General features: G+C 65.1%; 6 protein-coding genes and 1 pseudogene. 3 read left to right on the plus strand and 4 right to left on the minus strand.

Going from position 1 to position 6,264, the window contains the following annotated elements; translation table 11 throughout:
- Positions 1–431: NCS2 family permease (locus Q8Q83_RS15830; protein ID WP_305625089.1), on the plus strand; the 431-nt coding region annotated here is incomplete at its 5' end.
- Between the two features lie 103 nt (positions 432–534).
- On the plus strand, positions 535–1,623 hold the full coding sequence (trmA, locus tag Q8Q83_RS15835; protein ID WP_305625090.1) for a tRNA (uridine(54)-C5)-methyltransferase TrmA: 1,089 nt from the start codon (positions 535–537) through the stop codon (positions 1,621–1,623).
- A gap of 395 nt (positions 1,624–2,018) precedes the next feature.
- On the opposite strand, the gene Q8Q83_RS15840 is transcribed toward trmA, so the two are convergent.
- Positions 2,019–2,417 carry a DUF4345 domain-containing protein gene (locus Q8Q83_RS15840; protein WP_305625091.1) on the minus strand — a complete coding sequence of 133 codons (399 nt, stop codon included), beginning with the start codon at positions 2,415–2,417 and terminating at the stop codon, positions 2,019–2,021.
- 219 nt (positions 2,418–2,636) lie between these two features.
- Between Q8Q83_RS15840 and Q8Q83_RS15845 the strand changes: the two genes are divergently transcribed.
- Complete coding sequence (locus tag Q8Q83_RS15845) at positions 2,637–3,503, plus strand: neutral zinc metallopeptidase (RefSeq protein WP_305625092.1); 867 nt, start codon at positions 2,637–2,639, stop codon at positions 3,501–3,503.
- Positions 3,504–3,632: 129 nt separating this feature from the next.
- Here Q8Q83_RS15845 and Q8Q83_RS15850 read toward each other — a convergent pair whose 3' ends face one another.
- The 3 genes and pseudogenes from Q8Q83_RS15850 to Q8Q83_RS15860 all read right to left on the minus strand — a co-directional run.
- The gene (locus Q8Q83_RS15850; protein ID WP_305625093.1) at positions 3,633–4,520 is read right to left on the minus strand and encodes a PA4780 family RIO1-like protein kinase; all 888 of its coding nucleotides are present in this window, start codon (positions 4,518–4,520) and stop codon (positions 3,633–3,635) included.
- Positions 4,521–4,813: 293 nt separating this feature from the next.
- Positions 4,814–6,004: an HD domain-containing phosphohydrolase gene (locus Q8Q83_RS15855; RefSeq protein ID WP_305625094.1), complete on the minus strand. Its 1,191-nt coding sequence runs from the start codon at positions 6,002–6,004 to the stop codon at positions 4,814–4,816.
- 124 nt (positions 6,005–6,128) lie between these two features.
- A pseudogene (locus Q8Q83_RS15860) lies at positions 6,129–6,264 on the minus strand (IS1595 family transposase); the annotation flags it as partial.

Below are 6,264 nucleotides of genomic sequence, written 5' to 3' on the forward strand. Positions count from 1 at the left end.
CCGCCATGACCGGCTCGCTGCTGGGCACCTCGACCACCACCCGCGATATCGAGTCGGCCGCCGGCGTCGCCGAGGGCGGGCGCACCGGCCTGACCGCCTGCGTGGTCGCCGTGCTGTTCCTCCTGGCGCTGTTCTTCGCCCCGCTGGCCGGTAGCGTGCCGGCCTTCGCCACCGCGCCGGCGCTGCTGTTCGTCGCCGTGCTGATGGCCGCGGGCCTGGCCGAGATCGACTGGGACGACATCACGGTCGCCGCCCCGGTGCTGATCACCGCCCTGGGCATGCCGCTGACCTTCTCCATCGCCTCCGGGATCGCCTTCGGCTTTATCGCCTGGGTGGTGATCAAGACCCTGGCCGGGCGCTGGCGCGAACTCAACCCGATGCTGGTCATACTCGCGGTACTCTGCGCGATCAAGCTGGGGCTGTACGCCTAAGATCCTGCCTCGGATCCGCCACAGATTCTAAGACTCAAGACCGCTGACGCAGGCCTGGCCGGCGTCAGCGGACGCTCCAACTCCCCCGATTACCGAGTAGTCCATGAGCCGTTCCCAGTTCGATCCCAGTACCTATGCCGCCCAGCTTGCCGAAAAGACCCAGCGCCTGAGCGAGCTGTTGGCGCCCTTCGCCGCGCCTGAACCCGAGGTATTCGAGTCGCCCCGCGAGCACTACCGCCTGCGCGCCGAATTCCGCCTGTGGCGCGAAGGCGAGGATCGTCACTACGCCATGTTCGAGGCCGGCGACAAGTTCACCCCGATCTTCTTCGAGGATTTCCCCATCGCCAGCGCGCAGATCAACGCGCTGATGCCGCGCCTGAAAAGCGCCTGGCAGGCCAGCAGCGCCCTGAGCTTCAAGCTGTTCCAGGTGGAGTTTCTCAGCACCTTGGCCGGCGATGCGCTCATCACCCTGTGCTACCACCGTCCGCTGGACGCCGCCTGGCAAACCGCCGCCGAGCAACTCGCCAGCGAGCTGCAGGTCAGCCTTATCGGCCGCTCCAAGGGCAAGCGCATCGTTATAGGCCGGGACTATGTGGAGGAACAGCTGCAGGTGGCCGGGCGCACGTTCCGCTATCGCCAGCCGGAAGGCGCCTTTACCCAGCCCAATGGCAAGGTGAACCAGAAGATGCTCGGCTGGGCTTTTGATGTATTGGGCGAACGCCAGGACGACCTGCTGGAACTCTACTGCGGCAACGGCAACTTCACCCTGCCCCTGGCCACCCGAGTGCGCAAGGTGCTGGCCACCGAGATCAGCAAGTCCTCGGTGAATGCCGCCCTGGCCAACCTGGAAGACAACGCGGTGGACAACGTGCGCCTGGTGCGCCTGTCCGCCGAGGAGCTGACCGAAGCGCTGAACGAGGTGCGGCCGTTCCGTCGCCTGGCCGGCATCGACCTGAAAAGCTACGAGTTCGGCAGCGTGTTCGTCGACCCACCCCGCGCCGGCATGGACCCGGACACCTGCGAACTGACCCGGCGCTTCGACAGGATTCTGTATATCTCCTGCAACCCCGAGACCCTGGCCGCCAATATCGCCCAGCTTAGCGACACCCATAAGGTGAGCCGCTGCGCGCTGTTCGACCAGTTTCCCTATACCCACCATATGGAGTCGGGGGTATTGCTGGAGCGCCGCTGAGTTGACTGGCGCGGCAAGCCACCCAGCGCCCAGTCGTAGGTTGGGCTGAGTTGCGCGAAGCCCAACAAGGCGTACAAGGTACAAATGGGCGACAACGGTGGCGCCCGAACCATCGCCGTTGGGCTTCGTCGCTGCGCGCCTCAACCCAGCCTACGCGACTGCAACTTGCAGGCCGTTGAAAAACGTAGGCGAGGCAGCCGAGACAAGGCACTACGTAGTAACAGCCTTCGGCTGGTCAAAACAGGTGAGGAAGCGCAGTTTACGTGTTGTAAATGAGCATGACTCGCTTCACCCGCCCTTCGGGTCGCACTAAAGCGCGTTAGCCGCAAGCGGCTTGCCGAACCTATTTTTAACGCCCCCTTTCTTTTCTAAAGAGGGGCAACGCAGGTAGTTTTTCAACGAGCCTGCTCGGCCTTGTTTAAGCCACGCAGCGCCCAGAAACATAGCCCCACCGACACCAGTTCCAGCAACAGCGCGTAGAGGTTGAAGGTCTGCTGCGCGCCGCCATCCAGCCACAGGCCGCCGATGCGCGCCAGCGCCAGGGCGCTGTACAGCAGCACCAGCAGGGTCAGGGCGGCGCGGCTCAGCTCCTGGCGCGCCAGGGACAAGCCGATAAAGGCCGCCAGGCCAAGCTGCATACCGCCGTAGAACGCCCGCATATCGGTCGCCGCCGCCGGGGCCATCAGCAGCATGCCGCTGAGGTTGGCCATCTCATGGGGGCGGCTAAAGTAGGCCAGGCCCAAACCGGCCAGCCCCAGCAGTTGAATCACTAGAATCACCCGTGCGAGCAGCATCGACAGCCTCCTTCCCCGATAATGGTGGGCGCAGCATAAGCCTCGCGCGGCCTATGCGGAAATAATCGAGCGCCGTGGCAGGAGCAGCGCCGGTGCACTGCCTACCAGGCCGCAGCGCGGACTGAAGCATTAGCCGTAGAACTACGGCTGACGACCTGGCTGGCGCTGGTCCGGCCAGAGGACGACACTCAAGGCCGATAAGCACAAGGGACGGCAACGATGCAGTGGAAACGGGCAAGACGCAGCGACAACCTGGTGGATGCGCGCAGCGGCGGCATGCGCATGGGCGGCAAGGGTTTGACCCTGGGCGGGGTCGCCGTGGTGGTGATCATCGGCCTGCTCAGCGGCCAGGACCCGATGCAGATTCTCGGCCAGCTGGCCGGTCAGGCCCTGCAGAGTGGCCCAGTCAGCCAGTCAGAAAACTCCGCGCCAGCCAGTCACGACGAACAGTCGGAGTTTGTTCGCGCGGTGCTGGGCGACACCGAGGACACCTGGCGCGAGATCTTTCGGGGCGGCAATAAGCACTACCGCGACCCGACCCTGGTGCTGTTTCGCGGCGGGGTGAATTCCGCCTGCGGCTTTGCCAGCTCGGCGGTCGGGCCCTTCTATTGCCCGGGCGATCGGCGGGTGTATATCGACCTGGCGTTTTTCCGCGAGCTGGAGCAGCGCTTCGGCGCCGCCGGCGACTTTGCCCAGGCCTATGTGATTGCCCATGAAGTCGGCCACCATGTGCAGACCCTGCTCGGCGTCTCGGCCAAGGTGAACGCGGCGCGCCAGCGCGGCGAGCAGCTGGAAGGCGACAACGGCTTATTGGTGCGTCAGGAGCTGCAAGCCGACTGCCTGGCCGGCGTCTGGGCCCATCACGCCCAGCGCCGCCTCGACTGGCTGGAAGCAGGGGATCTGGAAGAGGCGCTGAACGCGGCCCATGCCATAGGCGACGACCGCCTGCAGAAGCAGGCCCGCGGCCAGGTGGTGCCGGACTCCTTTACCCACGGCACCTCGGCGCAGCGGGTGCGCTGGTTCAAGCAGGGTTTCGAGCAAGGCAATGTCGGCCGTTGCGATACCTTTAAGGTCGCCAGCCTGTAGGCTGGATGACGCTTTATTTATCCACCACGACGCTCAACCCTGGGTGGAAAGCGCTGCGCGGGGTGCCACCCGACAGCGCATGAGCGGGCTGGCAGGCCTTGCGGCGGCCTGCCAGAGGTGGCGTAAGCGCTATTGCGCCCAGGGCGGCGGCGGTTCTTCGCCCTGAGGCGCATCCTCGGCATTCAGCAAGGCCTGACGGCGCGCTTCGTCGGCCAAGGCGGCCTTGATCTCGCGCAGCACCGCGTCGATATCGGCGGCCTCTTGCGGGTCGGCGAACTCGCCGGTCAGCGGGCTTTCCGGGGTCAGCTCACCCGCCTCGAAGAGCGCCCACATCTCCTTGGCGTACTTGGTGAACTTCAGCTCAGGGGCGAACTGACCGAAGTAGGCGGCCATATTGCCGACATCGCGCTCGAGCATCTTGAACGCATGGTTATTCCCGGCGGCATCCACCGCCTGCGGCAGGTCGATGATCACCGGGCCGTCGGGGCCGAGCAGCACGTTGAATTCCGACAGGTCGCCGTGCACCAGGCCGGCGCAGAGCATCTTCACCACCTCGTGCACCATAAAGGCATGGAACTCGCGGGCATCGTCCGGATGCAGGTCGACATCGTTAAGGCGCGGCGCGACATCGCCTTCGCCATCGGAGACCAGCTCCATCAGCAGCACGCCCTCGAGGAAGTCGTAGGGCTTGGGCACCCGCACCCCGGCACTGGCCAGGCGGAACAAGGCCGCCACCTCGGCGTTCTGCCAGGCATCTTCCTGGCCCTTGCGCCCGTACTTTGAGCCCTTGGCCATGGCGCGGGCGTCGCGGGTGTTGCGCACCTTGCGGCCTTCCTGGTATTCGGCGGCCTGGCGGAAGCTGCGTTTATTGGCTTCTTTATAGACCTTGGCGCAGCGCAGCTCGTCGCCGCAGCGCACCACGTAGACGGCGGCTTCTTTGCCACTCATCAGCGGGCGTATCACTTCGTCGACCAGACCGGCTTCGACCAGGGGTTCAATACGTTTTGGCGTCTTCATCAGCTTTAATCAGGGGTCCTGTGTTGCCCAATGCCGCCCGTTATACGGCAATCTTTGCGCAGCGCCCACCCTCCTGAACGCAGGCGGCACTCGGCAAGCCGGGAAATGGGGGGCGACGGGCAATACTCAAGCCCCACTGACGCCGCTTAGGACCTGTTCACGATCTCGCGAGCTAGAGCGAGACAAGGCAGAAATGGCCGAGGGCGCGGAGTTTACGGGCTGTAAATGAGCAGCCCGAGGCCATTTCTAACGCCGTATCGCCGAAGCGCAGCAGATCGATCGTGAACAGGTTCTTAGGACTCCGGCAGGGTCAGCTCGATGCTGTCGCCCAGCGACGCGTCGAGGCGCTGCAGCTCGCAGCGAATCGACTCCGCATCGTCGGCCAGGCGCTGGGCGATCTCGGCAAAGTCGTCGGCGGCCTCGATAAAGGCCAGCACCACCGAGGGGTCGAAACGCACGCCACTGGCCGCGCCTATCTGCTGCAGCGCCTCGGCATGGCTGAGCGATGGGCGGTAGAGATGATGGCTGGTCAGCTCCTCATAACAGCCCACCAGCGCCATCAGGCGCGCTGCCAGGGGGATCTGCTCGCCGCGCAAGCCCTGCGGATAGCCGCTGCCATCCCAGTGCTCGTGCTGGCTGTAGACGATATCGCGGGCATCGCGCAGCAAGCCGGTACTGCTGCCCAGCCTGGCTTCGGCCGCCTGCAGGGCATCGCGACCGGCCTCGGCATGCCGGTGCAACAGCTGCAGATCGGCGCCCTGCAACTGCCGCCCCGACAGGCCGAGCAGGATGCGGTCCGGCAAGATCAGCTTGCCGATGCCGTGCAGCAGCGCCGACTTGCCCAACTGGGCGATGCGCTCGCTATTGAGCTGCTCGGCCAGGGCCGGCTGCTGCTTGGCCAGCGCCGTGGCCAGGCGTGTCATATAGGGCTCGACGCGCGCCAGGTGTTTGCCGCAAGGGTTGTCGCGCATGGTGGCAAGCCCGGCCATGGCCTCGATGGTGACCTCCTGCAGGCGTTGCATAGCGCGGCTGCGCCGGCGCACCTCGAGTTCCAGGTATTCGTTCTTGTCGCGCAGAAAATCGGCGCTGGCCTTGAGCTGCAGGTGGGCCTGCACCCGGGCGAGAACCAGCGGCGGGCTGATCGGCTTGGTGATGTAGTCCACCGCGCCCAGGTCGAAGCCGCGCTGTTCGTCGGCCGCTTCGCTCTTGGCGGTGAGGAAGATCACCGGAATAGCCGCGGTCGCCGGGTTGAGCTTGAGCAGGCGGCAGACTTCGTAGCCGTCCATCTCCGGCATCATGATGTCGAGCAGAATCAGGTCCGGCGGCTGGCTGCCGGCGGCGATGCGCAGCGCCTTGATGCCGCTGCTGGCGACCTTGACCCGGTAGTGGCCGAGCAACAGCTCGCTCATCAACTGCAGATTTTCCGGGGTGTCGTCCACCACCAGCACCAGCGGCTGGTCCGGTCGATCGAGCATCTCGTCCATTTGCCCCTCTCCACTCATAGCATCAGTTGGCGCTGCCCCGCCGCCGCGTGCAGCAGCTGCTGCGCCTGTTCGAAGTCGTAGTCACGCACCGCCGCGGCCAGCGCCGCATAGTCCTTATTAAAGGCTATGTCCCAATTATGTGTTGCATGGTTCGCCCCATCGCTTCCTGGATGCAGTAATCCGGCTGAATACGCTGTTGGTAACGTTCAAGCATGCGCCGCCAGCCCAGATAATTCGGCAGGTAGCGGGTGGCGACACCA

The sequence above is a fragment of the Pseudomonas sp. genome (assembly GCF_030696055.1).
Taxonomy (GTDB): Bacteria; Pseudomonadota; Gammaproteobacteria; order Pseudomonadales; family Pseudomonadaceae; genus Aquipseudomonas.

Bases quoted from the DNA above. Each gene is read 5' to 3' on its own strand.
- Q8Q83_RS15840 (WP_305625091.1), bottom strand. From the start codon at position 2,417: ATGCTGCTCGCACGGGTGATTCTAGTGATTCAACTGCTGGGGCTGGCC.
- Q8Q83_RS15845 (WP_305625092.1), top strand. From the start codon at position 2,637: ATGCAGTGGAAACGGGCAAGACGCAGCGACAACCTGGTGGATGCGCGC.
- Q8Q83_RS15855 (WP_305625094.1), bottom strand. From the start codon at position 6,004: ATGGACGAGATGCTCGATCGACCGGACCAGCCGCTGGTGCTGGTGGTG.
- Q8Q83_RS15850 (WP_305625093.1), bottom strand. From the start codon at position 4,520: ATGAAGACGCCAAAACGTATTGAACCCCTGGTCGAAGCCGGTCTGGTC.
- trmA (WP_305625090.1), top strand. From the start codon at position 535: ATGAGCCGTTCCCAGTTCGATCCCAGTACCTATGCCGCCCAGCTTGCC.